The organism is Streptomyces sp. NPDC007929 (genome assembly GCF_042959065.1).
Lineage (GTDB): Bacteria > Actinomycetota > Actinomycetes > Streptomycetales > Streptomycetaceae > Streptomyces.
This window is the reverse complement of sequence record NZ_JBIBKD010000003.1, coordinates 150,323-176,204: the sequence shown is the minus strand read 5'-3', so window position 1 is coordinate 176,204 and position 25,882 is coordinate 150,323. Positions and strand designations below refer to the sequence as shown.

27 protein-coding genes are annotated in these 25,882 nt (G+C 69.8%); 10 read left to right on the top strand and 17 right to left on the bottom strand.

Translation table 11 applies throughout. The features are described 5' to 3' along the window. Positions 1 to 69 precede the first annotated feature (69 nt). Genes ACFZDE_RS10400 through ACFZDE_RS10390 form a run of 3 tightly spaced genes read right to left on the bottom strand, consistent with a single transcriptional unit; the run spans position 70 to position 4,910 of the window. On the bottom strand, positions 70 to 1,206 hold the full coding sequence (locus ACFZDE_RS10400) for a type II CAAX prenyl endopeptidase Rce1 family protein (protein ID WP_391199261.1): 1,137 nt from the start codon (positions 1,204 to 1,206) through the stop codon (positions 70 to 72). A gap of 25 nt (positions 1,207 to 1,231) precedes the next feature. Then, entirely contained in the window at positions 1,232 to 1,960 is a 729-nt protein-coding gene (locus ACFZDE_RS10395) for a prepilin peptidase (RefSeq protein WP_391199259.1), read from the bottom strand. Positions 1,961 to 1,964: 4 nt separating this feature from the next. Further along, on the bottom strand, positions 1,965 to 4,910 hold the full coding sequence (locus tag ACFZDE_RS10390; RefSeq protein WP_391199256.1) for a BTAD domain-containing putative transcriptional regulator: 2,946 nt from the start codon (positions 4,908 to 4,910) through the stop codon (positions 1,965 to 1,967). A gap of 358 nt (positions 4,911 to 5,268) precedes the next feature. Here ACFZDE_RS10390 and ACFZDE_RS10385 point away from each other — a divergent pair, with 358 nt between their 5' ends. From ACFZDE_RS10385 to ACFZDE_RS10360, 6 genes are all read left to right on the top strand, one after another. Then, on the top strand, positions 5,269 to 5,919 hold the full coding sequence (locus tag ACFZDE_RS10385) for a hypothetical protein (RefSeq protein WP_391199253.1): 651 nt from the start codon (positions 5,269 to 5,271) through the stop codon (positions 5,917 to 5,919). Beyond that, positions 5,907 to 6,968, top strand: a complete 1,062-nt coding sequence (locus ACFZDE_RS10380; protein ID WP_391199251.1) for a hypothetical protein — start codon at positions 5,907 to 5,909, stop codon at positions 6,966 to 6,968. The genes ACFZDE_RS10385 and ACFZDE_RS10380 overlap by 13 nt, the downstream gene beginning before the upstream one ends. Positions 6,969 to 7,106: 138 nt before the next feature. After that, entirely contained in the window at positions 7,107 to 8,687 is a 1,581-nt protein-coding gene (locus ACFZDE_RS10375) for a putative T7SS-secreted protein (RefSeq protein WP_391199249.1), read from the top strand. Between the two features lie 26 nt (positions 8,688 to 8,713). After that, the gene (locus tag ACFZDE_RS10370; RefSeq protein ID WP_391199246.1) at positions 8,714 to 9,106 is read left to right on the top strand and encodes a hypothetical protein; all 393 of its coding nucleotides are present in this window, start codon (positions 8,714 to 8,716) and stop codon (positions 9,104 to 9,106) included. Between the two features lie 32 nt (positions 9,107 to 9,138). After that, positions 9,139 to 9,744, top strand: a complete 606-nt coding sequence (locus ACFZDE_RS10365) for a hypothetical protein (protein ID WP_390992824.1) — start codon at positions 9,139 to 9,141, stop codon at positions 9,742 to 9,744. Between the two features lie 26 nt (positions 9,745 to 9,770). Further along, positions 9,771 to 10,133, top strand: coding sequence for a hypothetical protein (locus ACFZDE_RS10360; protein WP_142160769.1), 363 nt, complete (start codon positions 9,771 to 9,773; stop codon positions 10,131 to 10,133). Between the two features lie 67 nt (positions 10,134 to 10,200). Here ACFZDE_RS10360 and ACFZDE_RS10355 read toward each other — a convergent pair whose 3' ends face one another. The 10 genes from ACFZDE_RS10355 to ACFZDE_RS10310 form a co-directional block, all read right to left on the bottom strand. Then, positions 10,201 to 10,431 (bottom strand): hypothetical protein, encoded by a 231-nt coding sequence (locus ACFZDE_RS10355; RefSeq protein ID WP_390992821.1) that lies wholly within the window; start codon positions 10,429 to 10,431, stop codon positions 10,201 to 10,203. A gap of 307 nt (positions 10,432 to 10,738) precedes the next feature. Continuing rightward, positions 10,739 to 11,209, bottom strand: coding sequence for a pilus assembly protein TadG-related protein (locus ACFZDE_RS10350; RefSeq protein ID WP_390992818.1), 471 nt, complete (start codon positions 11,207 to 11,209; stop codon positions 10,739 to 10,741). Further along, complete coding sequence (locus ACFZDE_RS10345) at positions 11,206 to 11,634, bottom strand: TadE/TadG family type IV pilus assembly protein (protein WP_391199243.1); 429 nt, start codon at positions 11,632 to 11,634, stop codon at positions 11,206 to 11,208. The genes ACFZDE_RS10350 and ACFZDE_RS10345 overlap by 4 nt, the downstream gene beginning before the upstream one ends. Beyond that, positions 11,635 to 12,096: a TadE/TadG family type IV pilus assembly protein gene (locus ACFZDE_RS10340; RefSeq protein ID WP_391199242.1), complete on the bottom strand. Its 462-nt coding sequence runs from the start codon at positions 12,094 to 12,096 to the stop codon at positions 11,635 to 11,637. 43 nt (positions 12,097 to 12,139) lie between these two features. Next, positions 12,140 to 12,391 carry a hypothetical protein gene (locus ACFZDE_RS10335; RefSeq protein WP_352098929.1) on the bottom strand — a complete coding sequence of 84 codons (252 nt, stop codon included), beginning with the start codon at positions 12,389 to 12,391 and terminating at the stop codon, positions 12,140 to 12,142. 67 nt (positions 12,392 to 12,458) lie between these two features. After that, entirely contained in the window at positions 12,459 to 13,382 is a 924-nt protein-coding gene (locus ACFZDE_RS10330) for a type II secretion system F family protein (RefSeq protein ID WP_390992809.1), read from the bottom strand. Further along, entirely contained in the window at positions 13,382 to 14,332 is a 951-nt protein-coding gene (locus ACFZDE_RS10325; RefSeq protein WP_391199888.1) for a type II secretion system F family protein, read from the bottom strand. The genes ACFZDE_RS10330 and ACFZDE_RS10325 overlap by 1 nt, the downstream gene beginning before the upstream one ends. A gap of 46 nt (positions 14,333 to 14,378) precedes the next feature. Beyond that, positions 14,379 to 15,686 (bottom strand): ATPase, T2SS/T4P/T4SS family, encoded by a 1,308-nt coding sequence (locus ACFZDE_RS10320; RefSeq protein ID WP_391199238.1) that lies wholly within the window; start codon positions 15,684 to 15,686, stop codon positions 14,379 to 14,381. Further along, entirely contained in the window at positions 15,683 to 16,573 is an 891-nt protein-coding gene (locus ACFZDE_RS10315) for a hypothetical protein (RefSeq protein ID WP_391199236.1), read from the bottom strand. The genes ACFZDE_RS10320 and ACFZDE_RS10315 overlap by 4 nt, the downstream gene beginning before the upstream one ends. Positions 16,574 to 16,590: 17 nt before the next feature. Then, entirely contained in the window at positions 16,591 to 17,316 is a 726-nt protein-coding gene (locus ACFZDE_RS10310; protein ID WP_391199234.1) for a hypothetical protein, read from the bottom strand. A 557-nt stretch (positions 17,317 to 17,873) separates the two neighbouring features. Between ACFZDE_RS10310 and ACFZDE_RS10305 the strand changes: the two genes are divergently transcribed. Beyond that, a complete protein-coding gene (locus ACFZDE_RS10305) occupies positions 17,874 to 18,584 on the top strand; it encodes a hypothetical protein (RefSeq protein WP_391199232.1) in 711 nt (236 codons plus the stop codon). 26 nt (positions 18,585 to 18,610) lie between these two features. On the opposite strand, the gene ACFZDE_RS10300 is transcribed toward ACFZDE_RS10305, so the two are convergent. From ACFZDE_RS10300 to ACFZDE_RS10290, 3 genes are all read right to left on the bottom strand, one after another. Beyond that, positions 18,611 to 18,784 carry a hypothetical protein gene (locus ACFZDE_RS10300; protein WP_391199229.1) on the bottom strand — a complete coding sequence of 58 codons (174 nt, stop codon included), beginning with the start codon at positions 18,782 to 18,784 and terminating at the stop codon, positions 18,611 to 18,613. Positions 18,785 to 18,916: 132 nt separating this feature from the next. Next, entirely contained in the window at positions 18,917 to 19,672 is a 756-nt protein-coding gene (locus tag ACFZDE_RS10295; protein ID WP_391199227.1) for an LCP family protein, read from the bottom strand. A 333-nt stretch (positions 19,673 to 20,005) separates the two neighbouring features. Then, the gene (locus tag ACFZDE_RS10290; RefSeq protein WP_391199887.1) at positions 20,006 to 21,946 is read right to left on the bottom strand and encodes a glycosyltransferase; all 1,941 of its coding nucleotides are present in this window, start codon (positions 21,944 to 21,946) and stop codon (positions 20,006 to 20,008) included. Positions 21,947 to 22,556: 610 nt separating this feature from the next. Here ACFZDE_RS10290 and ACFZDE_RS10285 point away from each other — a divergent pair. The 3 genes from ACFZDE_RS10285 (at position 22,557) to ACFZDE_RS10275 (ending at position 25,099) form a co-directional block, all read left to right on the top strand. Then, positions 22,557 to 23,228, top strand: coding sequence for a hypothetical protein (locus ACFZDE_RS10285; RefSeq protein WP_391199225.1), 672 nt, complete (start codon positions 22,557 to 22,559; stop codon positions 23,226 to 23,228). A gap of 239 nt (positions 23,229 to 23,467) precedes the next feature. Then, positions 23,468 to 23,737 (top strand): hypothetical protein, encoded by a 270-nt coding sequence (locus ACFZDE_RS10280; RefSeq protein ID WP_391199222.1) that lies wholly within the window; start codon positions 23,468 to 23,470, stop codon positions 23,735 to 23,737. A gap of 402 nt (positions 23,738 to 24,139) precedes the next feature. Continuing rightward, the gene (locus ACFZDE_RS10275) at positions 24,140 to 25,099 is read left to right on the top strand and encodes a hypothetical protein (RefSeq protein ID WP_391199220.1); all 960 of its coding nucleotides are present in this window, start codon (positions 24,140 to 24,142) and stop codon (positions 25,097 to 25,099) included. Between the two features lie 322 nt (positions 25,100 to 25,421). On the opposite strand, the gene ACFZDE_RS10270 is transcribed toward ACFZDE_RS10275, so the two are convergent. Further along, positions 25,422 to 25,553, bottom strand: coding sequence for a hypothetical protein (locus ACFZDE_RS10270; RefSeq protein ID WP_391199218.1), 132 nt, complete (start codon positions 25,551 to 25,553; stop codon positions 25,422 to 25,424). Positions 25,554 to 25,882 lie beyond the last annotated feature (329 nt).

The window sequence follows — 25,882 nt, the reverse complement described above, 5'->3', positions numbered from 1 at the left end:
AGGGTTGTGGACGGACCAGCCCAGCGTACGCCAGGGGTTTCACGAGCCGGACGTCAGGCCGTGCGGCCGTCAAGCGGTGCGGGCGGGGCCGGGGTGGTCGGGGCCGGACTGGCCGGGAGTGGACTGGTCGGGGCCGGACTGGTCGGCGTGGCCGGGGTACCGGGCGGGCGCGGGGTGGCCGGGGTACGGGGCGGGCGCGGGGTGGCCGGGGTACGGGGCGTGCCCGGGGGCCGCAGGGTGCCCCGGGTGCGCGGGGTGCCCGTAGTACGGGGCGGGTGCGGGCGGGGGTGGCGGCGTCGGCTCGGACAGGCGCTGTGGCTCGCGGCGCCGGGCGAGCCACAGCACGAGCGCCGCGTAGAGCAGGTCGGTGACCACGGCCGTGAGGGCCAGCGGCCAGGGCGCGTCGGCCGCGGTCTCGTCCGACGCCAGTCCGTCGACGACCGCCGCGGAGACGCCGAAGGCCAGCAGGTTGTTCAGGACGTGCAGGGCGATCGCCGCCTCCAGCCCGCCGGTGCGGATCGTGAGCAGCCCCGCCACCACGCCGTTCACCAGCAGACCGAGGAAGCCCCAGCGGGTCCCCCAGCCGTGGGCCGCGGCGAACAGCACGGCCTGCGGGAGCACGGCGAGCCACGGGGAGCGCACGAACGCCCCCACCGCCTGGGTCAGCCAGCCCCGGAACACGTACTCCTCGGCCGCGGCCTGCAACGGCACGAGGACGGCCAGCACGGCCAGGGCCGCGAGGAAGGAGCTCCACCCCACCCACGCGCCGGGCTCGTCCGAGTCGCCCGGCAGGAAGAAGGCGATCACCGTGAGCAGCAGGATGGGCGGCAGTCCGGCCAGCAGACACCACCCGAGCCAGCCGGTCCGCAGCCGTCCGGTGACCGAGGTGACGGTCCCGGCGGCCCGTCTCGCCGGCCAGAGCGTGGCCAGCAGCACCAGGGGCAGGGCGATCGCGAGGGACACCAGATCCAGCGCGGTGTTCCCGAGCGGCCCCAAGTCGATTCCCCCGTCGGGCAGTTCCGGCGCGCCGAACGCCACTCCCAGACCGTAGGTGACGCCCAGCAGCACGAGCAGGAGCACGACGTAGACGAGGCTCAGCAGCACGGTGCCGACCAGCGGGCGCCACCATCTGAGCCGACCTGTGGCCCGGTCCAGGCGGTGGTACGGGTGACCGGTGGGGTCGGGGCACGAAGGCAGGCTTGTCATGATCACAAGAATGCCGGGCCCCGGGTCAGGCCGTGTAGGAACCCACCAGGAGCCCCAGGTACGCCCCCGCGATCAGGAACGGGCCGAAGGGGATGGCCGTCTTGCGGGTGGCCCGGCGGGTGACGACCAGGGCCCCGCCGTACAGGGCGCCCAGGAGGAAACCGGCGAAGGTGCCGAGCATGACCGTCGGCCAGCCGTACCAGCCGAGGGCCGCGCCCGCGCCGAGGGCGAGTTTGACGTCGCCGAAGCCCATGCCCGCGGGGTTGACGAGGAACAGCACGAAGTAGCCGCCGCCCAGCGCGAGGGAGCCGAGCAGGGCCGTCGTCCAGACGCCCGCGTGTTCGGGGACCAGGGCGGTGAGGCCCAGCAGGGCCAGGGCGGCACCGGCGAAGGGGAGGGTGAGCGGGTCGGGCAGCCGCCGGACACGGAAGTCGACGACCGTGAGCAGCACGCCGGCCGGGGCGAGCAGCAGCCAGACGCCGAGCTCGGGGCGGGTGCCGGTGGCGGCGGCGAGGACGGCGCAGACCAGGGCGGTGGCGATCACCAGGGGCGTCGTACGCGGCCCGTAGCCGCGCTCCGCGCACAGTGGGCAGGACGCGCGCCCCAGCCAGCCGCGCAGGGCGTGCCCGCCGGGGCACTCCTGACGCCACGCCTCACCCGAGGGCGCCGAGAAGCGGTAGGCCGCGCGCGGCAGCAGCGCTCCGGCCGCCGCGCCCCACAGCGCGGCGGCGGCGACCAGCACCCAGGTGCTCATCCGCTCATCCCGTCGCGGCGGTGGCGTCACGCCACGTCGGCAGCAACTCGTCGAGCAGCGCCTCGGTGCGCGGCGGCAGTCCGCGGGCCCCGCTGCGGCCGACGAGGTCGGCGGCGAGTCCGGACAGCCGCTCCGAGTCGCCGGTGGCGTGGGTGGCGCGCAGCAGTTCGTGCCACAGCCGCTCGTCGGCCGGGGCGGTCCGCAGCGCCGCGTTCAGCGCCTCGATGGCCTTCTCCGCGCGGCCCTTCTCCATGTGGAACTCGCACAGCGCGAGGCCCGTGTCCGCGACGAGCAGCGGCAGCTGGGCGTCGACGATCTCGTGGGTGAGCCACCGGTAGCGCCCCTCGGGCCGGTCGGCGAGCAGCGGCCCGCGCACCAGCACCAGCGCGTCGGTGAGCAGCCGCCCGCGCACGGCCCGGCTGTCGACGCCCTTGCCCTGCGTGGCCTCGTGATAGAGCGAGCGCAGCACGTCCAGGTCGGAGACGACGCTCTTGGCGAGGGTGAGCCGCCCGCTCGCGTCCCTGCCGAGGCGGGGCGTGCCGTCCGGGTCGGTGCCGAGCCAGATCCGCAGCCGGTCCAGCAGCGCGCTGCGGACGTCGTCGGTGACACCGCGCGGCCACAGCGCGGAGGACAGCACCCGCGGGTGCACGCCCTCGCGGTGCAGGAGCAGCAGGGCGAGCGCCTCGTGCAGCAGCGCGCTGCGCTCCCCGTCCGGGGTGTCCAGGCCGATGATCTCGTACGGCCCGACCAGCCGCGCGTACACGGCCGGGCGCCCCTGCTCGCTGATGTCGACGAGGAACGGGGGCGCGGTCGCGGGCCCGTCGCTCTCGCGCTCCGGGTCGGACTCGACGAACAGCTCCACCACGGCCCGCTGCTGGGCCACGGGCAGCACCTGCGCGTCGAGTTCGAGCCCGAGGAGCGGCGCGAGCAGCTTGCCCTCGCCGGTGATCTCCATCTCCCAGGCGGCGCCGGGCAGATCGCCGGTCTCGGTGCCGACGAGGTAGCCGATGCCGAGCCGGCTCGCGTCGGCGGCCAGTTCGGCGAGGGTGACGGCGTCCTCGGCGGACGGCTGGGCGGCGAGCAGGACGAGGTGCGGGGCCCAGCGGGTGTGCTGGGCGGGCCCGGTGCGGCCGGTGAGGACGGAGTCGTGCCCGGCGGCGCCGAGCGCTCCGCGCCGCTGCCGCGTCTCGGCCTCCATGGTCTCGACGAGCGCCTCGATGTCCTCGAGGTGCCGGATCCGGTTGGGGGCGAGGGGGGTGAGGTCCTCGCCGAATCCGACGAGGGTGATGGTCATGCGGTCCGACCAGCCGTTGGTCGCCAACTCGGCGGCGACGGACGCGAAGACGGCGGCCCGGTCGGCCTCCCGGCCGCTCAGCGACACGATGCCCGGCACGGCCTCCAGGTTGAGCAGCAGCCGCGAGTCGTCCATGGTGCCGAGGCTGACGAGGCCCGGGTAGGGCGCGGCGGTGTCGATGTCCTCGTAGCGCTCGCCGTCGGTCCGCGACAGCATCCAGAACGTCTGGTCCTGCCCCTGCTGCCAGGGCGCCGGGGGCTTCCCGGCGGGCTGGGCGAGCTGGAGGTGCAGGTCGCCGTTGCTGAGCCAGGCCGCGTAGACGACCGGCAGGGGGCGCGACTCCTCGGCGAGGGAGGCGGCGAGACCGCGCAGCGACCGGTCGAGCAGCCGTACGCCCTCGGGGTCGGCGCCGACGAGCAGCGCGTCCTGGACGTCCTGCGCGTCACCGCTCGGCGTGGGCGGCTCCATGCCGCGCCGCCCGCCGACGGCTCCGAACGCCGACTGCCACAGCGCCTGCCGGCGCCGCCGCCCCAGGGCACCGAGGAGACCGGCGGCGAGGAGCGGGGCGGTGAGGAGGGCCTCGGGGAGGCCGAAGGCGCTGTCGGACTCGGCGCCGACGGGGGTGGCCTGCTGGTGGCCGGTGCCGTCATGGGCGGGCCGTTGCTGGTCGGGGACGGACACGTGGGTGGCGCCGCCGCCGTGGGCCTGGTCGCTACCGCCTTCGGTGCCTCCTGCACCCTGGGCGTGGTCGCCGGTCCGGGCGTAGTCGCTGATCTGCTGCTGCACGTCCGGCGACACGTTGGGCGCCTCGTCGGGCATCTCGACGAGGTCGCCGCCGCGGGCGTCACCCGGCATCTCCATGATCCAGCCGGGCCGGATGAGGCTGGCCTCGGAGAGCTTGGAACCGTCCGGCTGCACGCGGTCCTTGTTGAGCTCGAAGATCTCCTTGTAGCGGCGCCCGTCGCCGAGGTGGCGCTGGGCTATCTCCCACAGGGAGTCGTGGTGACGCCCCTCGGGCGGCTGGATCCGGTAGAACTTCGTGTCGCCCTGCTGGGCGGTGCTGCCGCCGGCGTCGGCGTGGGCGGCGGCGTGCGAGGCCTGTTCGGCGAGGGCCGCCGCGGCGCCGGAGGCCTGCTCCTGCTGCTGGGCGAAGATGCCCGGGGTGGCCTGGGCGGCCGCGACGGTCGGCTTCTGATGGGCGTCGTAGCTGTTCCCGAGCTGCGAGAGACCCGGCGTGAAGCTGGCGGCGGTCGCCCCGACGAGCAGCAGCGCGGCCACGAGCTGACGCGCCAGCAACTGGCTCGGCCCCGCGCCCGGCACCCGGCCCGGCACGCCGACGCCCGACAGCGCGGCCTTCATCTCCACGAGCACGCACGCCGTGAACTGCGCCCACGCCAGCCATACGACGACGGTGAGGATGTTCAGGAACGTGTGAACGGTGATCTCTTGCTGCAACCAGTCGAAACTGGGCACCCCGTCGGGCAGCGGCCACCCGATCTGCGTGGCCAGCGCGCCCGGCACGCCGACGAGCAGCACGGCCAGGGCGAGGAAGGCGAAGAACGCCTTCACGAAGTCCCCGAACGAACGCCGCCGGATCCGCACGGGCTGCGGGGTCCGGTTCCGCGGGGCACCCGCGTCCCCCGACGTCGTTCCCATGGTCGTTCCCGTCGTACTTCCCGTCGAGCTTGACGAGCTTGAGGTGCGGCGTCGCGGCATGGCGGGTGTCCTGGGGTCGAGTGTGGAGTGAGGGGTGTGCTGAGCCTACAGAGATCTTATGGACTCTCATCGGGGTCGTCGAAGGGCGGATCGACGGACCTCCGCGGCCGTCCCATTTGCCCCCGAAGTCACAGGTGTTCGCCGCGGGGTCGGCCGCCCGGAGACGCGGCATTCGCAAGTGCTACGCACACTCCTCACGATCCCCACGCAATCCACTGCTGGCCCTAGAAGCGCCACGCCCGGCCCCTGATAGCTTCGTTCTCTGTCGCGTACACCGAAACTACGGGGGAGATCAACTGTGGTCCGCCGCGCACTGACCACCACTGCCGCCGCGTTCGCCACGACGGCGGCGCTGCTTCTGACCGCCTGTGGCGGGGGCGAGAACTCGTCATCGGACGACATCAAGGGCGCGGGCGACAGCTCCGGCAGCCCGTCGGCATCGGCCTCTTCCTCCGCGGGGTCCGACGTCGAGCGCCCGGTGATCAAGCTCCCGAGCAGCTTCCAGCTGACGTTCGAGAACTGGACGAGCAGTGATCCAGTGGAGCAGGCCGTGCTGAACGACGGCAGGGAACAGCTGCGGGCCGGCTACGAGGCGATCATCGAGAACGATCCCGAGAGCGAGAACCGCGCCTTCTACGACACGAAGAACGGTTTCCTGCAGAGTCAGCAGTGGATCAGGACCTACACGGACAAGAACCTCACCGTCATCGGCAAGCTGCCCGTGTTCGACCCCAAGGTCACCCTCTCCAAGGACAAGGCGGCGGCGTCCCTCTCCTACTGCACCGACGAGAGCAGGGCCTCCACGAAGAACCGCAAGACCGGCGAGGTCAAGGGCAACCCGGCCGGCACGGACCCCGAGGTCCTCTACGTCATCTCCATGGGCAAGAGCCCCCAGGGGGTGTGGCAGGCAGTGTCCGCCCGTTCGGAGCGGGGTGGATGCGCGAAGTGAAGTCCCCACACACCTCCCGGCCGGTCACCGTCGCCGCGCTGACCGTCACGCTCCTCGCACCCGCGCCTGCCATGGCCCTCGGCGGCGAGGGCAGTTACGGCGGCGGGGCCAAGGACAACGAGATCTCCGCCTCCGCCTCGCACTCCAGGATCAAGGTCACCCGGACGAGCGGTCCCACCGGCGGTAAGCAGGGCACCGTGGCGGCGACGGACGTCAACTGGAAGCCGCCGCCGTGCTGGTACGAGCCCGTCTTCACCCCCGAGCAGCTGAAGAACTTCTCGGAGAACGACGGCAGCGGTGACGCCGGTCTGCGGGACGGCTGGTACGGCTCGGAGCTCTGGACGGACCACTTCAGGGACGAGAAGGACGCCACCACGATCTTCACCAAGCCGGCGACCGTGAAGGGGTACAAGAACTACAACCTGGGCAAGAAGGGCTACTTCTGGCGCGGGGTGGCCCCGAACGTGACCGAGATCGACGACACGTCGCTGTGCAGCCGGCTGATGTTCTGGCAGGACGCCGGTGACATCCCCCAGGTGCCGAACGCCCCCACCCCGCAGACGCTCGCGGAGTACGCCTACGACAAGGTCAAGGTTCCCGAGACCGAGGTCGAGTTGAAGCCGGCCGCCAAGTCGACGGTGAACCTCCCGACCTGGGTCTGGCTGGACAAGGGCACGTTCCAGGACGTCCAGGTGCGCGCGGAACTCCCGGGCACGGGCCTGTGGGCGGAGACGACGGCCAAGCCGGTCGCCCTCCACCTGGACCCCGGCACCAAGGACGCCGAGGTCTACCCCGCCTCCGGCGACTGCGAGATCAACGACGACGGCTCCATCGGCACCCCCTACACCAAAGGCGCCGCCGACAGGACCCCACCGTGCGGCATCCGCTACCTCCGCGCCACCCATGGCAACCCCTACCGGCTTTCCGCCAGCGTCACCTGGAAAATCACCTGGCAAGGCTCCGACGGCACCGGCGGCAACCTCCCCGACGGCACCTTCGAAACCACCCAGAACATGAACGTCCAGGAAATCCAGTCGATCAACCGCTGACAGGGCGCGGTCCGGATAAACGCACCGCCGGCCCTGCCGCGCGCGGCGCCGAGCACCCCTGCTTACCTCGACCTGCCATGCGATAGGTTCAACGCCCGCTCTGATACAGACCGTTGCGGGTGTTACGGGGGAACACACGTGTCACACAGGCCGACCGACTGGCACATACTCGACCTGGATGGGGACCCGGCCCCGGGCGATCCCCAGCGCGTCCGCAAACTCGCGTCTACGCTGCACGACTTCGCAGACGATGTCGCCGATGCCCTGCGCGATCTGAAGGGCATCGCCAAGGAGGACGAGATCCTCTCCTGGGCGGGCAAGACGGCGGATGTGTTCGCGGAGGAGTTCGCTGACGCACCGAAGAAGCTGAGGAAGCTGAAGAAGTCCTACGACCTGGCCGGTGATGCCCTGGCTTCCTTCTGGCCTGACCTGGAGACCGCCCAGGACAAGGCCGACAGGGCACTGCGGGACGGCCGCAAAGCGCGCGCCGAACTCACCACGGCACAGACGGCCCTGTCCGGGGCCAACGACTGGGTGCGGACGGCGACCGAGAAGACCGACTCGTACGACCCGTCGAAGAACGCCGGCAAGGACGTCCCCAAGCCGGACGAGTCCGAGGTCCGCCGCGCCACGCGGAACGCACAGCACGCCAAGGCTCGCCAGAGCGCGGCCGAGCAGGACGTGCAGGCCGCGCAGAGTGCCCTCGACGCGGCCAAGAAGCTCGCCGGCCAGGCACGGCGTATGCGCGAGGAGGCCGCCCGTCGGACGGTCGTGAAATTGGAGGAGGCCTCCGACGCCGGGATCCCCAACCGGCACTGGTGGGAGGAGATCGGCGACTGGGTCACCGACCACTGGGACGAGATCGTCATGGTCTGCAAATGGGTCGTGACAGTCGTCGGCATCCTCGTGATGATCATCGGCGGCCCGCTGGGCTGGCTCGTCTTCGCGGCGGCTCTCGTCGTGCTCGCCGACACGTTGAGAAAGGTCATCAAGGGTCAGGCCGGCTGGGGTGATCTCCTATGGGCAGCCCTGGACTGCATACCTGCAACGAAGGGTTTCACGAGCCTCGCCAAGCTCGGAAAGCTCTGGAAAGCCGGAGGTCTCAAGGCACTCGGCGCCGGCTTCATGGGTGGAATCGGTGGCGGATTGAAGAACCTCGGCAACAGTGTCCGAGCCCTGAAAGACGTCCGTTATTTGACATTCAGCATGATGGGAAAGAGCCGTTGGTGGAAGGCCGACTCCCCTCACGTAAGTCCCCCTACCCGGGCAGCGGACGACGCGCTCCCCTCCGATATTCCCGTGTATCACAAAGAGGGGGCTACTGCTATCGGGTACGATCCCGCCACCCTCAGAAACTTTGATGTTGCCGAGCGGCTTCCCGGCTATCAGGACGTGATTATTCACGGAACCAGGGACGGCCGCATGCTCGCCGGCGAAGCGAATCGGGCGGGCCTGCGGGCAGGTGGCCATACAGTCAACCCGAATCACGTCCTTGATACAATCAACCGAATACCTGGCTACAATGGCGAGCCCATCAGGATGCTCACCTGCCATTCCGGAGCCGCACAGCCGCACGTGATCCAGGACATGGCGAACTCCCTGGGGGTTCCCGTCAAGGCTCCTACCAACGCAGTCGGTGTGCCCAGCTTTGGCGAGGGTCCCTTCACACCGCACATCAGGGACGAGGGCGTATGGCTCACCTTTCTCCCCATGGCATGAAGACGGCAGCACCAGAAGGAGTCTCGATGATTCGCCCTGTAGGGTTCTTCTCCGAACTCTCTCCCGGCTGGGGGCTGGCGGAGACCGGATCGATCAAGGATGCCGTCAGGCCCTCTGGCGAGCCGGACGAGAACAGAATCCTCGAATACCTCAGAAATGGTCAAGGGATCTGGAGCGAAATGAGCGCGGGTCCGGACGTTCTGGATCCCGACGGACCCGACCTGCCCGGCATCGGTTCCATGTACACAGATGGAACCTGGATCTGGCGCGAGGACCTCTGCTATTACCTGGCCACGTACCATGTCGCTCTTCCCGACGATTTCGTCAAGCACATCAGAGCCTTGGACTACACGGCACCTGCAGTGCCCGAAAGTAGGCTGGTCGACATCGCCAGGCACGACCTCGGTCTCAGCATGTAATGGAATTGGACCGGAAGAGATAGGTTGCATCGATGCCCAGTTTCTCGCTGGCAGTTCCGGAATCCTGGTGGGAGTTCGACATCCGCCCAGAAGGGCGTGACTCCATGATCAGGGCACTTGTGGACGATCGGGTTCGGGAGACTCCCGAACTCGCCCCATACCGAGCTGACATGAGCTCCATGCTCCGCAAGATGGCCAAGGACGCCCATGACTCCGGCGCCCTGTACCTGGGCTGCATGGCGGAGAACTTCGACGGCGTCCCGTTGTCCGCGACCATCACGGTGTCGATCCTCGGCTCGCGGAACAAGCAGGGCATGGCTCTGTCCACGGACCCCCGGGCCATCGCCGAGAGTCTGCGCACCATCACACCTCACCGGGAAGGCGATGCCTGGCGCAGGGTGACGACAGTCGAGATCCCGGAAGTGGGCCCTGCCGCGCGCACCTACGGTGTCGAGGACGTGCCCGTCGCTCAGGGGGACAGCCGGACGCTGCGTATGGTGTTGAGCCAGACGTATGTGCCCATTCCGGGAACCACCGATCAGGTCGCACTCATCTCCGGAGCCAGCCCCGTGCTGGACCTGGCCGATGCCTTCCATGACATCTTCGACGCTGTGACGAGTACCTTCCGCTTCGTCTGACCGTCCGACCTGCTGGGGGAATCCACATGGGCAAGGGCAAGAGCGACCTCGCGCTTCCGCTGACCGAGCTGGAGAGCTACGGGCGGCGGCTGCGGTCCATCAAGACCCGTCTGAATCACACCAAGAAACTCTTCGAGTCGTACAAGGACGACATCGGCGACGGCAGCGTCAATGACGCGCTCGACGATTTCGAGTCCAACTGGGAAGACGGGCGCGAGGACATCACGCAGCAGCTCGACGCGCTGGCGAGCATGTCCGATGCCGTCGTGCGCGAGTTCAAGAAGCTCGATGACGAACTCGCCAAGAAGGTGAACGACGCCATGAAGACCGAGGACAAGCGGGGCGGTAAGGGCAGTAAGGGTGGCAAGGGGGACGGCGGGGGGAAGTAGGACCGTCGCCGAGTGACGCGAAAGGGCCCCGGATCCGGAGATCCGGGGCCCTTTCCTGCGGGGTGCGTCAGGAAGCGACCGTCGCGTTGAGGTGCAGGTCCGCCGAGATGCCCTGCGGCGAGAGGGCCAGGCCCAGGCCGCCGCCGACGCCGGCGGTGAGGCCGGCGGCCGTGGTCTCGACGTAGAGACCGGCTGCGGCGCCGGCACCCGCGGCAGCACCGCCCGCCTGGCCGCCGGCGATGGAGTCCAGCTCGGCGTCGGACATCTGGGCGGTCTGGATCTGCGGGGTGAAGGCCATGGGGGGCGGTTCCCTTCGTTCAACAATTCGATGTGCTCGAGCGTGACCGATCAAAGCACGCCGGGAGAAGGGGCGGCCAGCCAGTGACCGGTCCGTGGATGGGGATGCGCGTGGATATCCGGGCGCGCATTCATGGGTGTGACCATGCGGGCACCCGATACCCCGCGGTCTTCACACCTTCTGCCACTTCACGGTGCGGAAATGCGTTCCGCAGTGCTGGAAATGAGCGGACTCGCTTTCCGCCCCACTTCTTCCCGACCTCACCGTGAACCGTGTGCAGATTCGCCGAATATTCCGGACGGACGGCTCAGCCGACCTCGTTCTGCGCCACCGCTTCACCGTGGACCACCACGTCGCCGCCGTAGAACATGCCCGTGAAGACCGGCGAGTACGTGAGCTGGACCTCGACCTGTACCTGGTCGGCGTCGGCCGCCACGCAGTGGGTGGCGCCGATGTCCGCGCCCGACATGTCCATCTCGCGGGCGAAGGCCTTCACACGGGCATCGCAGTTCTCGAAGTTGATCGGCGCCGGGCCGCCCTCGTTCTCGTAGAGGGCGTCGCGGTCGATGTCCTGAGCCGCGTAACGAGCCGCCTGTTCGGCGATGTCCGCGGCGCGTTCCCGCTTGGAGATGGACAGGCCGCCGTCGATGACGAACGCCGAGAGGGAGAGGAAGACGATCGTGAAGATGATGACCGCGCCCGCGCCGGAACCCCGGTCGTCCAGACGTACGCGACGGGCCGCCCACCACGAAAGGCCGTAGGACCGCAGGTGTCTCACGCCGACCTCCGGAACGGGTCGAGCGGGGAGCTGAAGCTCGCCGACAGGGTGGTGGGGATGTCGAGGCCGAGCATCGCGAGCCCCCGCACCTGGCAGCTCACCTCGACCGTGAAGATGGTGTCCGGCTCGAAGCCCTGGCTGGTCTGTGTGACGCTCACCGGGCCCGAGCAGACGTCCGCCAGGTTCGCCTCGGCGGCCTTCTTCGCCTCGGCCATGGCCGTCGCGTGGTCCTTCTGGATCGACCCCGCGCGGGCCGCGTCCCGGGCCGCTCCGTCGAGCGCCCCACGGCCGTCCACAAGCTGTCCGAAGGCCACCAGGACCAGGATGAACAGGATCATCACCGGTGCCAGGATCACGACTTCGACGGTGGACAGGCCACTGTCGTCCGTGGCCCGGCGGCCCCGGGCGGGGGAAGGGACGGACATTCAGTTGCCCTCTTCCTGTACGAACCGCTCCACCGGCCCCGCCGACCGCGCGTGCACCGTCAGATCCAGCCCGGGGAACACCGTCGGGACCTTCGCGGCGATCTCCACGCCCACCGTGTTCTGCTCCGGCTGCACCATCGTCACGTCCGGCGACAGGACCAGCTGCGGGCCGAGCTGCTGGATGTAGCTGTCCACCACGTCCCGCGCCTCGCCCCGCCACGCGCCCGGCTGTTCGTCGGCCGTGGCGCGGGCCTTGCGGGCTCCGGCCTGGGCCGCCGCCTGGGCCACGTGGTCCGCGAAGAAGTACAGGGCGAACTGCACCGTCGCGAAGATCATGAAGAACAGGACCGGGGTGAGCAGCACGAACTCGATCGCGGTCATGCCCGAGTCGCCGCGGTTGGCCGCCCGTTCCCGCACGGCCCGTACCCAGCGGCGTACCCGTCTGCTGACGTCTGCCGGCATCCCCGTGAACCCCGTTGCTCCGACGCTCCTCGTGATCCGGCGGTCAGCAGGTCTTGCCCGCGTCCGCACCCTTGATGCAGTCGCCGACCTTGTTGGCGCCCTCGCTGAGCGCGGCGTTGATGATGGCGGCCACGACACCGACGATCGCCACGACGACCGCGGAGATGATGACCCACTCGACCGCGGAGGCACCGCGGTCCAGCTCGCCGGAGCGGGCCCGCTCGGTGCGTGCCTGGAGGAAGGCGACGAGGAAGTCCACGGCGGGGATGCCGGTGTGGAAGTTGCGTCCGTTCATGACGTCTTGTCCTTTCGAAATCGGTTCACGGAGGTTCTGGAGTTGTGAAGGTCGCTGCAAGGCTGGCTCACTGCACCTGGAACACCCGCATCGCCGCCGGAAAGATCAGGAACACCAGGAACCCGGCGCACAGCAGCAGCTGCGCCACGAGCATCGACTGGGACTTCTCGCCCGCGCTGCCCTCGATCTCGGCCAGCTCGCGGTGGCGCATGGTCTCGGCGCGGGAGGCGAGGGACTCACGGACCTTGGCACCGTCGTCCGCGACCAGGGCCAGCGAGGCGGAGAGGTCCTTGAGTTCCTCCACGCCGATCTCCTCGCCGAGCGCGCCGAGCGCCTGCCACTGGCTGACGCCGGTGATGCGGGCGTCGGACAGGGCGTTGCGGATGCGCTGGTTGGCCCAGCCGTCGGACACCTCGGCCGCCGCCATCAGGGCCTCCGGCAGACCGCGTCCGCCGGCGAGGCTCATCGACACCAGGTCGAGGTAGGCGCCGATCACCCGCCGCAGGTCGCGCCGCTTGTCGGCGGCGTCGCGCCGCACTTCGAGGTCGGGCAGGAAGAAGAAGACGACCGCGAAGAGCAGCGCCAGCCAGACCGGGATGATCGGGCTGCGGCCGAAACCCAGCGTGTAAACGATGGCGAACAGCAGCGGGCCGAAGAACAGCCCGGCCACGCCCAGCAGCACCTTCGTCGCCAGGAACTTCTCCCAGCTGCGGTCCAGCACCGCCAGGTCCGCGCGCAGCGAGCGCTGCTCCCAGCCCTGCTGGAGGTAGAACTCCGAGACGCGCAGGCCGACTTCGGCCCGCAACCCGCCCAGGCGGCCCTTCTCCCGCTCGACCCGGGCCGACTCGTAGGCCGAACCGCGGGCGCGCATCGCGTCGATCCGCGCGACCTGTGAGATCGCGCTGCGCTTGCCGGGCATGAGGGCGCGGACGAGGGCGTAGATGCCCAGGCCGATGACGGCGCCGACGACGAGCGGCATCGTGAGGTCCATCAGCGTGCCCCTTCTTCCTGCGGCATCCGCTGCGGGGACTGCGGGTGCGACGGCGTCCTGGGCCGGACGAACTGGACGGAGGCCTCGTCACGGACCAGGAAGCGCTCCGGCGTCTCGATGGTGGACAGCTTGCGCAGCCACCAGAAGCCGAGCGCGAACAGGCCGCAGACACAGGCCAGGACGAGCTGCCCGACGGCCGTTCCGTACGGCTCCACGAAGTCGCGGTTGAAGATCGACAGGCCGAGGACGAAGGCGACGGAGACCGCGACGACGATCTGCACGGACCGGCGGGTCGAGGCGCGCTGGGCCATCACCCGCTGCCGCATGTCGACCTCCTCGCGGGCCGACTTGGCCAGGGCGCCGAGGACCTGGCGCAGACCCGGGCCGCGCAGCCGGGCGTTGAGCATGAGGGCCGCGACGATGATGTCGGCGGAGGCGTCGTCGATCTCGTCGGCGAGCTGCTGGAGCGCCTCGGGCAGCGGGGTGCGGGCGCGCAGCCGGTCGACGAGGGCGTCGAGGTGGGGCCGCAGGACGGGGGCCGCGGCACGGGCGGAGGCCGGGATGGCCTGCTCCAGGCCCACGGCGCCGGCGATGGTGTCGCGCAGGGACTCCGTCCAGGAGGCCAGGGCCTCCACGCGGCGCATGGCGGCCCGTTCCTCACCGGCGCCGCCGAAGAGGCGGTCCCAGAAGAAGACGAGGACACCGGCCGCGATGCCCGCGACCGCCCAGCGGGTGGCGACGAGGACGACCAGGCCGACGATCGCGGCGAGGGAGCCGCGCCGGCCGGCGAAGCGGATCAGTTCGCTCGCCCGCTCGGCGGCCTTCTGCTTCTCGTGGTCGGGCTTGGCGGGCAGCCCGCGTACGGCGATGAGGAGGAGGGCGAGGCCGCCGCCGACGGCGACGCCGCTTCCTATCGAGTACAGGACGGTGGTGGAGAACAGGCCGCCCATGGAGCCGAGCGAGCCGAGTGCCGCGAGGTTCGTGGTCATGCCCGGCTCACCCCCAGGTCCCGGTCGGCCGGTAGCCGTGTGCCATCAGTTCCTCCAGGCAGGCTATGGGGGCGTGCGGCACGATCCGGCCGTCGGGGGCCTCGGCGAACACCTCGCTGGACAGCACGCGTCCGTCGACGCCGTTGACCTCGCGCACGGAGGTGACCATGCGCTGGAGGCGGCCGCCGCTGCCGTAGTTGTTGCGCCGCTGGATGAACACGACGAAGTTGACCGCGCCCGCGATCAGCATCTGGCTGGCCTCGATGGGCAGCCGTTCCGTGGCCTGCAGCGCGTAGGTGGAAATACGGTTGAAGACCTCGTGCGAGCTGTTGGCGTGGATCGTGGACAGCGAGCCGTCGTTGCCCTGCGACATGGCGTTGAGCATGGTGACGATCTCGTCGCCGAGGACCTCACCGACGATGACGCGGGAGGGGTTCATACGCAGCGAGCGCCGCACCAGTTCCGCCATCGAAATGGTGCCCTGACCCTCGGAGTTGGGCAGGCGCTCCTCGAAGGCGACGACGTTGGGGTGCAGGTCGGGGAAGGTGTCGAGGCCGAGCTCCAGGGCCCGTTCGACGGTGATGAGTCGCTCGGCCGGCGGGATCTCGTTGGCGAGGGCGCGCAGCAGCGTGGTCTTACCGGCGTTGGTGGCACCCGCGATCATGATGTTCTTGCGGGCGCGGACCGCGCAGGCCAGGAAATGGGCGACCTCGGGCGACAGCGTGCCGTTGCCGACGAGGTCGGAGATGAACACCTTGCCCATGCGCGCGCGGCGGATGGACAGGGCGGGGCGCCGGGTGACGTCCATGACGGCCGACAGACGCGAGCCGTCGGGCAGCCGCAGGTCGAGCTGCGGGTTGGCCGAGTCGAAGGGACGCGAGGACAGACCGGAGTACGCGCCGAGCACCTGGATGAGCTCGATGAGTTCCTCGTCGGTCTCGGCGACCGGGTCGCCCTGCACCTCACGGCCGTCGGCGTACCCGATGAACACCTGGTCGCAGCCGTTGATGTCGATGTTCTCGACCTCGGGGTTGTCCAGCAGCGGCTGGAGCCGGCCGACGCCGAACAGCGCGGCGTGCACGGCTGCCGCGTACTGCTCCTCGGTCTCGGCGTCCAGCGGCGTACGGCCCGCGTTGATCTCGGCGCGGGCGTACTCCTCCAATATCTGGGCTATGACGGCCCGGGCGTACTGCCGCTCGTCCTCCGTGGACATCGGGGTGACGCCCGCGGCCTGGTCCTGCCGGCGCTGCTCGGCGATGCGGTCGCCGGCGTCCTGGCGGAACCGCTTGACCAACTGGTGGTCGACAGCGGTCATGCGCCGGCCCCCGCGTGGCCCTGCGTCCGGCCCGGGGCGTGCGGGGCGTGGTGGGCCTGGGGCGCCTGGTCGGCCTGCGCGAAGGCGGCCCAGGCGGCGCCGTACTGCTGGTAGATGTCGGCGGCGACCTTGCGTGCCGAACGGATCAGCAGCGACTTGTCGAGGCGGCCGCGCTTGCGGCCGGCCAGCTGGTCGGCGCCGGCCGGGTCGTCGGCGATGGTGCCGACCACGCGTGCGCCGGTCTGGGCGTGCACCAGCATGTCGTTGACCTGGGAGGCGAGCTTGCCGGCCGTGCCGGTGTCGGCGATCAGGACGACGCCGATCATCGGGGTGCCGAGGCTCGCGGCGCCCCGCGAGCCGCCGTGCAGCTTGCCCGCAAGGGCGGCGGCGCGGTCACGGACCCGGGCGATGGCCTCCGGCTCGGTGCGCGAGATCAACAGCACGAGCGCGGCGTGCGGGAACATCTCCACGGCCGGGGTATCGCCGCTGATGCGGCCGCAGTCGGCTATGACGTCGGCGGCGGCGTGCGGGGAGTCGGCGAGGGAGTTGAAGGCGTGCCCGAGGGTGGGCCACAACCCCGCGAGTCCGGCGGCCTGTTCCGCGATCCCGAGCCCGACGAGGACTTCGAGCCCGCCGCTCAGCGGCTGGACGTGGTCCCAGAGCTGGTCGGGGACGAGGCCGCGGCGGGCGGTGGCGGCGATGGAGAGCATGCCGGTGTTGGGGTTGAGCGGTCCGCCGTGCGCGGCGGCGCTGCGGTAGACGAGGTCACCGCCCGCCGGGTCCGCCTCGGCGAGCAGGACACGCCGCGGCCAGACCGCCGCGAGGGCGACGGCCGCGGTGGTGACGCCGGGGGAACCCTTGTCGGCGGCGAGAGCGATGAGCGCCATGGGGTGGGTGCCGCCTTCTAGTTGCCGGGGACGCGCACGATGGCGACCTGGTTCGCCGCCGCGGCCGAGGCGAGCGCTGCCGCGTCGGCCTGGTCGACGAGGACGGTGATCGAGAGGTTGCCCGTGCTCACGGTGGCGTCGTCGTCCGCGTCGACCTTGCTCACGCGCGCGTCGTCGACGAGGGCGCCGCCGGAGGAGGAGGTGCCGCCCGAACCGCCGTTGCTCTCGGAGTCGTTCGAGGAACCGGAGCCGGTGGAGCTGACGCGGTAGACGGAGACGACGTCGCCGGACTTGATGTCCGCGGGGTACGAGCCCTCCTTGAGGGCGAGACCGACGGAGGCCTTGCCCGCGGGCAGGCTGGCCTTCTTGGCGAACATCTGGCCCATCACGACCGTGTCCTTGTAGATCGTGGACTTGGCCTTGAGGGTCTTCAGCGTGGCCAGCTGGTCCCACGTGACGTAGTTGATGCTGTCGTCGGCGGCGACCATCACCGAGGTCACGTTGTCGCCGACGGACTCCCCGGCCTGGATCTCCTTCGTCACCTTGACGACCTCGACCCGGTTGCCGACCTGGAGCACGAGCATGGTGACACCCAGCGCGCCCACCAGGATCAGCAGCACCGCGAGCGCGGCCAGAGCCGGTTTGCGCTCGCGAGGAGGGGTGGGAAGCCGGTCACCGACCGACGGCTGAGCCGGAGCCGCGGAACGGCCTGCGCCCGCCCCCGTACGCTCTTGGATCTTCACGCAACCGCTCCCCGTACACCCAAGAAGATGTCTGTCATGTGCCTTCAAATTTGGACACTTCACCCGCGACGACCCGCACGAAAAGGTACGGGACGGGCCGGACTTACCCGCCCGACCTGGGCGAATAGCCAGCACTGGGGGTGAGTGTCAAGCCATCGCACCGTATCAGCCGCACATAAGCCCCTCAAGGCGCGTCCGGCGCCCTGGGCCGCAGGGCACGGCCCGTTACCCATCTGCAACGTCGACGCCGTTCAACCCGGCCGGGACCAGCACCGGATGACAGCACCACATGTGCGCCGGCGAATCGCCACGCTTTCCAAAGGCCGGTGCGAATCAGCGGGTTCGTCACTTCTCGGCCATCATGCCTGCACGATTCACTCACGAGCGGGGGCAGAACTCCGCATGCTCTCGCCCACGCGGGGCCGAGGGCCGGAAGAGGGGGTCGGACCGGGCCCGTGCGCCGGCCGAGCGACGGCTGGTCAACAGCCCTGCCCGAACGGCCGGTCCGTCCGCCATGCCATGATCTCCGCTCGAATCAGCGACCGAGGAGCCCCCCATTGAAGCGCGCCGCCCTGGCCGTCGTCTCCGTCCTGACCCTGACCTCCGCGCTGACCGCCTGCTCGGGCGGTGCTGACACGCCCTCCGGCGGGACGGCGACGACGACACCGAAGGCCAAGCAGATCACTCCGGAACAGCGGCTGGCGAAGGCCGTCGTGACGAAGGACGACCTGCCCGGATACAACGTGGACGAGCCGGACACCGAGTACGCCTTCGCCACGTCCTCCGACCAGGTCAAGGTCGACAAGCCCGGCTGCGCCCCGCTGGCCCTCGCGATGAATCAACTCCCGCTCGGGAAGCCCCAGGCCGACCTCACGCGCAGTGCCGGCGCGGGACTCGGCAAGGAGAGCACGTACATCACGCTCGCCTCGTACGAGCCCGCGACCGAGGCCGGGTCGTTGCTGGCCGGGCTGGCGAAGGCCGTGTCGGAGTGCGGCGGCGGGTTCACCGCGAAGGCGGGCAGGAACAGCACGGTCTACGACTCGGTCACCGCCGAGAAGGGCACGGCGCCCGGTGCCGTTGCCTTCCGCGCGACGACGCCGTTCCGGGGTATCACCCACACGGTGCGCACCCAGGTCGTCCGCGACGGTGACGTGCTCGCCCTCTACTTCTCGGTGAACGGCTTCGCCATCGCCGACAGCAGGAGGCCCAGCGACGCCAGGATTCCCGCGGAGGTGGTGAAGGCGCAGGAGGCCAAGCTCGCGAAGTGAGCCACCCCTACCCCATCGGCCACCGGTCAGCCGCCCGGGGGCCGGCCCTCGCGCAGGGCGTCGAACAGGGCGCGGGCCCGCCGGTCGTCCCACTTCACCGCGCTGCCCTTGGAGGTGCGCAGATCCGGGTCGGCGACGGGCACGTTGAGCTGTCGGCCCCCGCCGCCCGAGGCCTTCCGCAGGGCCTCGAACAGCCGCATGAGGTCCGGCAGTTCCGTGCCCTCGTCGACGATGAGCGTGTCGAGCCCCGCGTCCAGCGTCGGGAACGACTTCGACGGGTCGGCGAGGGTGGCCGGGGTCGCGGCCTTACGGGCGAGGGCGGCGAGGAACTTCTACTGGTTGCGGGTGCGGCCCAGGTCCCCGCGGGCCTCTTGCTTGCGCTGCCGTACGAAGGCCAGCGCCTCGGCGCCGTCGAGGGTCTGGCATCCGGCGGGCAGGTCGGCCCCGGAGTCCTCGTCCCGGACGGCCTTGTCCAGGCACAGGTCCACCCCGCCGACGGCGTCGACCACCCCCACGAAACCGGCGAAGCCGATCTCCGCGTAGTGGTCGACGCGCACGCCGGTGTTGCGTTCCACGGTCCGCACCAGCAGGTCGGGACCGCCCAGCGAGAACGCGGCGTTGAGCTTGTCCGGCGCGGCCCGGTAGCTGCGGCCGGTGCCGGGATCGAGGTAGGGCGGGAGGGTCACCCAGGAGTCGCGCGGCAGGCTGAGCATCGTGGCGCCCCTCGCGCCGGTGTGCAGCAGGATCACCGAGTCGGTGCGGCGGCCCTCGGCCGAACCGGTGTTGAGGTCCTCGCGGTCCTGCTCCGACAGTCCCTCACGACTGTCGGAGCCGACGACGAGGTAGGTGGTGCCCTCTCCGTCCGGCACCCGGGCGCCGAGCCCGCCGAGATCGACCTGCCGGTTGAGCCGGGTGTCGGCCCAGACGTACGTGCCGGCGCCGCCGAGCAGCAGCAGGGACGACAGGACGGCCGCCGTCCGCAGATACCGGCGGCCCCGGCCGGCCCGGCGCCGCGGCTCCCTGGTGCCACGACCGCCGCGGGGGCCGGGGCCACCGTCGTAGCGCCCGGGCGCGGCGGGCGAGGGCATGCCGGGGAGCGGGGCGGTGCGGGTGGAGGGCGGGGGCACCCGGGGGGACGTACGCGGGACGGGTGAACGGGGGACCGGTGAATGGGGGACCGGTGAACGCGGGACCGGTGGTCTCGGGTCCCGACCCGCCCAGTGGTGCACCCGGTCAGCCGGGTCTCCCTGGTCCACCGGGTCTCCCTGGTCCACCGGGTCTACTGAATCCACCGGGGGCACCGGGTGCACCGGGTCTACGGAATCCACCGGGTCCACCGGGTGCGCCGGGTGCACCGGGTGCACCGGGTGGTCGGTCCAGTCGCTCATGACGCCTCGAAGGTGCTGTGGGGGGCTCTCGGGTCAGCGCATCGGCACACTCCTGTACGGGACGGGCCCACCGATCTGTTCACCGGCCGTCCCGGACCGCTGCATCCGCTGCCACCGCAGCCGGCTGCCGAGCAGCAGCGCGACCAGCGACTGGATGACGACGAGATACATCAACTGCCGGTAGACGACGATCTGGAACGGCATCGACCACAGCGCCCGCACCGGCTCGCCGTCGAGTCTCAGCGCATAGCCGGAGCACACGATCTGCACGCCGAGGAACGCCAGCCAGACCCCGGCCGACTCCCACGGGTCGCGGAACAGCACGCCGTAGAGGGCGTAGACGTCGATGACGGGTGCGAGGAGCGGCAGTACGACCTGGAAGAGCGCCAGATACGTCAGTCCGCGCCGTCCGAACCTCCCGGCCGGGCCCCGGTCGAGAAGGGCTCCCCGGTGCTTCCACATCGCCTGGAGCGTGCCGTAGCACCACCGGTACCGCTGCCGCCACAACTGGCGCAGGGACGTCGGTACTTCGGTCCAGGCGACGGCGGACTCCTCGTACAGCACGCGCCAGCCGGACCGCCACAGGGCCATGGTCAGGTCGGTGTCCTCGGCGAGGGTGTCCTCGGCGAGGGTGTCCTCGCTGACCCCGCCGACGCCGAGCACCGCGTCGCGGCGGAACGCCCCGATGGCGCCCGGCACGGTCGGCATGCACTCCAGCACCTCGAACATGCGCCGGTCGAGGTTGAAGCCGAAGACGTACTCCAGGTGCTGCCAGCGCGCGAGCAGGCTGCGCCGGTTGCCGACCTTGGTGTTGCCGCTGACGGCGCCGACGGCGGGGTGCGCGAGCGGCTGAACGATGCGCTCCATGGCGTCGGGCTCGAAGACGGTGTCGGCGTCGACCATCACGACGATGTCGTGACGGGCGTGCGCGAGGCCGCGGTTGAGAGCGGCGGCCTTACCCGCATTGACCTGCAGTACGACCTCCACCCGCGGGTCTCCCGTGTTCGCGGCGATGTCGGCGGTCCGGTCGGTGGACCCGTCGTCGATGACGACGACCTGGAGTTCCCGGTGGCGGGAGTCGAGCAGCGAACGCAGGGTCGCCCCGATCCCGGCCTCCTCGTTGTACGCGGGGACGAGCACGGTGACCGGCGCGGGCGCCTCCCGCATCCAGGGCGCACCGGTCCTGAACCGCTCCAGCCGCCGCACATGGGCCCGGGCGAAGAGCGCGAGCAGCAGCAGCCGCAGCACGCCGAGGCCACCGGCGACGCCGAGGATCCAGAGCATGGCGGTGGCGAGGACCTGCCCGAGGCCGGTGACCCGGATGAGTCCCTGCCCGAGCCACCGCGCGACCGGGGACGACGGGGCGTCCGGTACGAGGCCGAGCCCCTTGGACACGGTCGTGAACCGTTCGACGGCACGGTTGCTCAGCAGCCTTCGCGCCTCCTGGTACGCGCTCTCCGTCTGGCTGAGCTGCCGGACGACGCCCTGCGCGGGCCTGCGTGACCCCTTGTCGGCGGCGACGAGCACGTACCCGTACCCGGCGGCCCGCCGCGCGGCCTGCCACTCGCGGCCGCACAGGGTGTCCGGGCTGGTGGTGCGGGGCATCCGCAGCAGATGGGTCCGCCTGCCGGTGGCCCCGGCGAGGGCGCTCTGGGTCATCTCCAGCTCGGCGCGGAACCGGGGCGCGGAGGACTCCCCGAGCACGGCTCCGGTGTAGGTGTTGGACCCGATCTCGTGGCCCTCGGCCCGGATCCGCCGGACCAGCTCCGGGTACCGGGCGGCTTGGGCACCGTGCACGAAGAAGGTCGCCCGCGCGTTGTTGCTGCGCAGCAGGTCGAGGATCCGGGGTGTCCAGACGGGGTCGGGCCCGCCGTCGAAGGTGAGCGCGACGGTCCGCGCGGGCATCGACCCGGTCTGTATCCCGCCCCGGTCGATCCCGATCACGGGCCCGCCGCGGGCGACTTCGTCGGGCACGGGCGCCGTACAGGGCGACCGCGTCTTGGCGGCGTCGACCTCGTGCCGGGTCCAGCCCTGGAAGATCAACAGGGCGAAGAGGAGGGTGAGGGTGAGGGCGAGCAGCAGCCAGTGGGCTCGGGGGTCGCGGGACTGTTTGTGACGGGCTCGGGCTTTGGACGCGGCGGGAGTCAGGGAGCGTCACCGCCTCCGGGATCCGGGCAGCACCCGACTCCCCCGACCATCTCCCCGAGCCTTCGTCTCCACACACCTCCGTTGAACATGCGGCTGACCAGGACTGCCGTATTCGCGCTGATGTCGCGGGAGTTACGCATGGGGCGCGAGTGTAGTTTCGGATGTGTAGGCGTTGGGGTGGAACAGGACCTTCACTGGTTGGACACGCTGCGCGCGCACCAGCGAATCGGAGCCCTGAACACCACGCCGCCGCACTCTGGCGACAAGGGATACCGGTCGCCCGTCCCGGGCACGATCAGGCCACAACCGGCTTTCCGAGAGTCCCGTACGCCCCGCATTGCCCGTGTTCTCGCGGAAGTTCGCGCTGGTGAAACCGGAAACCTCATCGGTACCGTCAGAACACCAACTGAACTTCTGTCTCTCACGGGGAGTCACTGTGAAGCGCCGCTCATTGCCTGTTGCCGCCGCGTTGACGGCGACGGCAGCACTGCTCTTGACGGCCTGCGGTAGCGGGGACGACAAGTCCGGCGACAACGACAAAATCGCCGGCGCGGACCAGGAGGCGGAGACGCCGAAGGAGTCGGCCCCCGCCTCGGGAGCCCCGGCAGAGGACAAGCCGGACGGCGTGGACTTGTCCCTCCCGAAGGACATGAACCTCGTCTTCGACTGGGACAAGCCGAAGGACAAGAACGAGGCGGCGGCTATGGATGACGCCGCCAATTTCGTCCGTGCCATCTACCACGGCGTGCACAAACGTACGTCCGATGAAGCGGCCGTGACTGCCTATTCCACGGGCGAGGGGCTGCATTACGCAAAGACCCAGATCGACAGCCGGCTCGACGGCGGCTGGACTGCCACTGGCACGCGGCGCCACTATCAGGCCACCACGCGGTCTGCTCCGAACGGCAAATCGGTGGAAGTCGCGTTCTGTGTCGACTCGACCAAGTTCTACGGAAGGGAAGTCAAGACCAAGAAGATCCTGAAAAGCAAGCCCAGCATCGCTGACTTTGACTACTTCAGGATCGTGATGGTCAAGTTCCCCACTGGTCAGGGCTTGTGGCAAGCGTCCAAGGTCTTCGTTGAGGCCAAGGCGGCGAAGTGCCGGTGAACAGGGCGTGGAGAAACACCCTCCACACGAGCACGGTTGCGCTATCGCTGATCCTCGGCGCGCTCATCCTTACGGTACCGGCCCACGGAGTGAAGCCGACGGGCAACAACCAGGGCGCAAGCACCTAATACTCCAGCCGTAGATCGTTATGTGACGGACGAGTCACCCCACGGACCTGCCACTTCCCGTTCGCAGCGATCGGACCGTCTTCGGGCCCCCGCGAGGAGACACTGCGGACCTTGGCCATGGCGGACGATCCTCAAGCGGTCGAGCCCCCAGTCATCAAACGCTTCAAGGCCAGAAGGCTCGGTGAAGGCCTGACCTCTTTCCGATACGCAAACCAGGACGTCGCTCCCCACCTGCTGGCGTGTGCACGCTATGCGTGGCGGGTTGAGGAGCATGGGGCGGATGTCGTGATGTGGACCGCTACCGAGGACATCGCCCGCATCATGTGCGCCGCACAGGATTTGGAACAGCTGGCGCACCAACTGGCCGTCTACAACCCCTGAGCAGCGGCTCGCTCATTCCACGGACGTACGACTGGCGGACCCCGTCTTCGACGACACCCTCGTGGAGCTGTTCAACGCCGTCATGAGCCGCCCCTTCCGCTGGAGCTACTCCTGAGGACCTCCCCACTGACCACGCCCCGTCCACGGGGTGTCTTCTCCACGCGCCCCCGCAGAACACGCTGGATGCTGCGGGCCGCGCCGTATTCGCGCTGATACGGCGGGAGTTACGCATGGGGCGCGAGTGACGTTTCGAAGGCCCGGGCGTCCGGGCGGAACGGCGAGCTTCACAGACTTTGCCAAACGGAAGGCGCCAATGACGTCGAGTCGGGCAGGGGGCGGGGGCAGTCCGCCCCTCTCGACCGGCCGCCACCACCGGCACTGATCGTCGTATGGTTACGCCACATGTGGCCAGGAGAGCAGCCGCCCGAGAGCGGGCAGGAACCGCAGCAGCAGCCGGGTAGGGAGCCATCGAATCCGTACCTGCAGCCCGCGTACCACCAGCCGAACCCATTCCAGCAGCCGCAGGCGTCGAACGCACCCCCGCGACAGGCCGATATGCCGGTTCCTCGGCCGCCGAGCGACGGCCGGAGCCGCAGCACCATCGTCGCCGTTATCGCGGCGACAGCCGTCGTAGCAGCGGCGACCGCAACCGGCTTCGTGCTACTCGGCAGCGGCGAGGACGACAGGGCGGGCACCGACTCCACCAAGACAACTTCGCCACCGGCGAGTCCGAACAATCCTCGGGGCACGGACACCGAGACCGCCACGATCAAGGGCTGGAAGGTTGTGGTGAACCCGAGCCAGGGAATCGCGTTCGACGTTCCGCCGCAGTGGGCGCTCCAATCCACGAGCTGGGTCACGTATGTCTCCGAGAACGACGACCCGGACGACACACCGATGATCGCGATGCGCGCCCCCGCGTACTTGAAGGAACAGTGGTGCACCTCGGACGAGGACAAAGGCGGCACCGTGGAGGACACGCCCCTGGCCGTCGCAGGTTCCAGGGGCAACAACGGCGCCCGGAGTGCCGAGGAGATAGCCAACTCTGACCCCAGGACCTGGGTGTACGGGCAATTCGCCCAGCCTGACAAGAACAAGGTGAGGCCGGGCCCCGTGGAGCCGTTCACCACGAACTCCGGCATCAAGGGGACCTTGGGAACCGCCTGGTCGGTGGGCGTGAAGAGAACACAGAAGTGCGCAACGAATGGCAAGGCATGGACATTCGCCTTCAAGAACCCCCAAGGGGACCTGGCTTCTTGGTCGTTCTTCGGCGCCAAGGGCGTGTCCGACGAGGTACCGGACGAAACTGTACGGAAGATCGCCGCCACCGTCCGGCTCTACAAGGACCCGTCTGACTCCTGAACATCGAACAGACACCAGGAACAGCCCTGGTGGGCTCCAGCAGGATCTCGCCTCACCTCACGCTTCGCGTGCCGGACTGGGTCAGCGGCGTGTCAAAGGTCACCACCGCACCGGCCAGGTCCGCGGGACCAGCAACGGCCGGAATGCGGTGATCTCATCGCTCTTGTACTCGACCGCCCACCCGGCGACCTTCGGCATCGGCACGGGAATGAAGCGCATCTACGGCGTTCGAGTCCCGACGGCCGCCCGATGATGGGAGCGGTGACCGAAGACCGCGGCAAGGTCGAGATCCTGACCGACGAACACATCACCCCGGCTCCCTTCAGATCGACTTACCGCCGTGCAGTTGCCCGAGGTCCGCGGCCGCCCTTTTCCAGGAGTTCACGATCTCGCCCGGCTCCTTCTCAAGCTCTCGCTTGAGCTTCTGCAGCCGCTCGCGGTCCGGGTTGTCCACCTTTGGCTTGTCGCCGTCGACTCCCGTGCTTCCCCCTCATCCGAGCGCACCGCACACAGCAGACGTTCCATTTCGGCTTCGCCTGCGCGGATGAGCAAACACACCCAGGACCCTCACATACGGCGGCGTACGCTCGCCGTCGGGGCAAATCCTGTGATCGACACGTGTGCGGCCTGTGATGATCCGGCGACCCACCCCCGAGGAGCGAAAACTCTCACCATGAGGGGCGCGCCGGAGGACTGGCCCGCTTCCCATATACCCGAGATTGTCTCGGTTCATAGGCTAGTTCGCGCTGGTGAAACCGGAAACCACACCGGTACCGTCAGAAC

Excerpts from the sequence above, each read along its gene's own strand:
- ACFZDE_RS10390 (WP_391199256.1), bottom strand. The coding sequence starts at position 4,910 with ATGGGAACGACGTCGGGGGACGCGGGTGCCCCGCGGAACCGGACCCCG.
- ACFZDE_RS10345 (WP_391199243.1), bottom strand. The coding sequence starts at position 11,634 with ATGTCCGTCCCTTCCCCCGCCCGGGGCCGCCGGGCCACGGACGACAGT.
- ACFZDE_RS10325 (WP_391199888.1), bottom strand. The coding sequence starts at position 14,332 with ATGGGCGGCCTGTTCTCCACCACCGTCCTGTACTCGATAGGAAGCGGC.
- ACFZDE_RS10355 (WP_390992821.1), bottom strand. The coding sequence starts at position 10,431 with ATGGCCTTCACCCCGCAGATCCAGACCGCCCAGATGTCCGACGCCGAG.
- ACFZDE_RS10275 (WP_391199220.1), top strand. The coding sequence starts at position 24,140 with ATGTGGCCAGGAGAGCAGCCGCCCGAGAGCGGGCAGGAACCGCAGCAG.
- ACFZDE_RS10340 (WP_391199242.1), bottom strand. The coding sequence starts at position 12,096 with ATGCCGGCAGACGTCAGCAGACGGGTACGCCGCTGGGTACGGGCCGTG.
- ACFZDE_RS10335 (WP_352098929.1), bottom strand. The coding sequence starts at position 12,391 with ATGAACGGACGCAACTTCCACACCGGCATCCCCGCCGTGGACTTCCTC.
- ACFZDE_RS10395 (WP_391199259.1), bottom strand. The coding sequence starts at position 1,960 with ATGAGCACCTGGGTGCTGGTCGCCGCCGCCGCGCTGTGGGGCGCGGCG.
- ACFZDE_RS10320 (WP_391199238.1), bottom strand. The coding sequence starts at position 15,686 with ATGACCGCTGTCGACCACCAGTTGGTCAAGCGGTTCCGCCAGGACGCC.
- ACFZDE_RS10295 (WP_391199227.1), bottom strand. The coding sequence starts at position 19,672 with ATGCCCTCGCCCGCCGCGCCCGGGCGCTACGACGGTGGCCCCGGCCCC.
- ACFZDE_RS10300 (WP_391199229.1), bottom strand. The coding sequence starts at position 18,784 with ATGCGGCTGTTCGAGGCCCTGCGGAAGGCCTCGGGCGGCGGGGGCCGA.
- ACFZDE_RS10400 (WP_391199261.1), bottom strand. The coding sequence starts at position 1,206 with ATGACAAGCCTGCCTTCGTGCCCCGACCCCACCGGTCACCCGTACCAC.
- ACFZDE_RS10315 (WP_391199236.1), bottom strand. The coding sequence starts at position 16,573 with ATGGCGCTCATCGCTCTCGCCGCCGACAAGGGTTCCCCCGGCGTCACC.
- ACFZDE_RS10360 (WP_142160769.1), top strand. The coding sequence starts at position 9,771 with ATGGGCAAGGGCAAGAGCGACCTCGCGCTTCCGCTGACCGAGCTGGAG.
- ACFZDE_RS10330 (WP_390992809.1), bottom strand. The coding sequence starts at position 13,382 with ATGGACCTCACGATGCCGCTCGTCGTCGGCGCCGTCATCGGCCTGGGC.
- ACFZDE_RS10380 (WP_391199251.1), top strand. The coding sequence starts at position 5,907 with ATGCGCGAAGTGAAGTCCCCACACACCTCCCGGCCGGTCACCGTCGCC.
- ACFZDE_RS10370 (WP_391199246.1), top strand. The coding sequence starts at position 8,714 with ATGATTCGCCCTGTAGGGTTCTTCTCCGAACTCTCTCCCGGCTGGGGG.
- ACFZDE_RS10365 (WP_390992824.1), top strand. The coding sequence starts at position 9,139 with ATGCCCAGTTTCTCGCTGGCAGTTCCGGAATCCTGGTGGGAGTTCGAC.